This is a genomic window from Microbacterium resistens NBRC 103078 (genome assembly GCF_001552355.1).
Classification (GTDB): Bacteria; Actinomycetota; Actinomycetes; order Actinomycetales; family Microbacteriaceae; genus Microbacterium; species Microbacterium resistens.
The window spans coordinates 1-2083 of the sequence record NZ_BCRA01000209.1; the positions used below are offsets into that span (position 1 = coordinate 1).

2 protein-coding genes are annotated in these 2083 nt (G+C 72.9%); both read right to left on the bottom strand.

Annotated elements, in window-relative coordinates:
• Positions 1-65 precede the first annotated feature (65 nt).
• Entirely contained in the window at positions 66-785 is a 720-nt protein-coding gene (locus tag MR1_RS19020; RefSeq protein WP_067250845.1) for a response regulator transcription factor, read from the bottom strand.
• On the bottom strand, positions 773-2083 hold a 1311-nt coding region (locus MR1_RS19025), incomplete at its 5' end, for a sensor histidine kinase (RefSeq protein WP_409366284.1). The genes MR1_RS19025 and MR1_RS19020, both read right to left, overlap by 13 nt.

Genomic DNA, 2083 nt, shown 5'->3' on the forward strand with positions numbered 1-2083 from the left:
GGGCGCGCCCGGGCCCGACGCGCTCGCGTCAAAGCCGGCGGGAGGGGGCGTGTTCGGGGTGGTGTTCATCGTGTCGTTCCCGTCTGTCTGGTCTGCGGAGCCGGTGCCGGAAGGCCGGCGCTGTTCTCGATGTGGGCGATGGCCGCGAGCACACGGCGATTGCCGGACTCGTCGGGCTCCAGCCCGAGCTTCTGGAAGATCGCCGTGATGTGCTTCTCGACGCTCGCCTCGGAGAGGAAGAGCAGGCCCGCGATGGCTTGATTGGACTTCCCCTCGGCGATGAGGGCGAGCACGGTGCGCTCGCGCTCGGTGAGGGTCCGCATCCGGTCGTCCTGATTGCGTCGGGTGAGCAGCTGCGCCACCACCTCGGGATCCAGGACCGTGGCCCCCGCAGCGATCCGCTCGACCGACTCGATGAAGTCCGACACGTCGGCGACGCGATCCTTCAGCAGATAGCCCAGGGGTCCCGGCGCCGAGGGACCGGAGCCCGTCTGCGCGATGATCAGGTCGCTCGCGTACCGCTCCTCCACGTACTGCGAGAGCACGAGGAGCGGAAGCCGGGGCAGGCGCCGCCGGAGGGCGAGCGCCGCGCGGATGCCCTCGTCCACGAACGTGGGCGGGAGCCGCACGTCGAGGATGCAGAGCTCGGGGTCGGTGCGATCGACGGTCTCGTCCAGCGCGGTGGCGTCGGGGAGGGCGGCGACCACGTCGTGGCCGGCATCCTCCAGGAGACGCGCGAGGCCCTCCCGCAGCAGGACCGAGTCCTCGCAGATCAGGATGCGCATGGGACGCTCACCTCCAGGCTCGTCGGGCCGCCGACCGGGCTGTCCAGCCGGACCGACCCGCCGGCCGCGAGCACGCGGTTCGAGATCCCGTCGAGGCCGCCGCCGGGGGTGACGCGCGCGCCGCCCATGCCGTTGTCCTCGACCCGTGCCCACAGGACGCCGCCGTCGCGGACCCGAACGACCACCCGGCACTCGCTGGCGCGCGAGTGCTTCGCGGCGTTGGTGAGCGACTCCGCGATCGCGAAGTAGACCGCAGCCTCGGCGTCACGGCTGCATCGGCCGTCCATGCGCACGTCCAGCATCACGGGGATGTGCGACCGGCCGGCGAGCGCCGACAGCGCGGCGTCGAGGCCGCGATCGTCGAGCACCGACGCGTGGATCCCGCGGGCGAGCTGGCGCAGCTCGGTGATGGCGGCCTTGGTGGAGGTGTGCGCCTCCTCGATCAGCGCCTTCGCCGCCGTCGGATCCGTGTCGATCTTCTGCTGCGCCATGCCGAGCGTCATCCCCACCGAGACGAGACGCGGCTGGACGCCGTCGTGGAGATCCCGTTCGATCCGGGTGCGCTCCACGTCCGCGGCGCGCACGGCGCCGGCGCGCTGGGCGCTGGTCGTGCGGACCTGCTCGGTCAGCACGGCCTCGCGCGAGGGACCGCCCACGATCGCTCTGGCGATGACCCGGTGCAGGAGCGCCAGGCCCCAGATCCCCGCGAGCGACGCCAGCACGCCGAGGATGCCGATGACCGGCGCCCAGGCGACCGGGTAGCGAGCGCCCCACCCGGTGTCCGCCTCACCGCTGGTGAACAGCGGGGCGAACGCCGTCACGACCGACCAGCCGAACCATGTGAACAGGCGCAGGACGATCGCGCCGAGCATGCACGCGATGGCGAAGTTCGCCAGGGCCCGCCACATCCGACCGTCGATCGCCTGTCGTCCCAGGGAGCGCAGCCATCCGCCGAAGCCGGGCTGGCCGGATCGACGCAGGCGCAGCGACGGGATGCCGAGGCGGTAGAGGTCGTCCACCCGAGCGGTCTCGAACCAGGCCACCCCGAAGAGGGCGTAGACCAGGCCCACGAGAAGGAGCGCCCCGATGCCGAACAGGAAGAGGAGGCCGACGCCGGTGGCGAGCAGCCCGCCGAGGATCGCGACGATCCCGGATCCCACGATGCCCAGCGCCGCGAGCTCCAGCGTGGTGAGGGCGAGCCGCAGCGGCACGGCCCTGCGCTCCGCCTTCGCCGCGGGCACCGCGGCCGGGGGAGTCGGCGCAGTCGGGGGCACCGGCGCGGCCGGCGGGACTGCAGC

What these genes read in the sequence shown, in the direction of transcription:
- MR1_RS19020 (WP_067250845.1), bottom strand. Translation starts at nt 785, where the DNA reads ATGCGCATCCTGATCTGCGAGGACTCGGTCCTGCTGCGGGAGGGCCTC.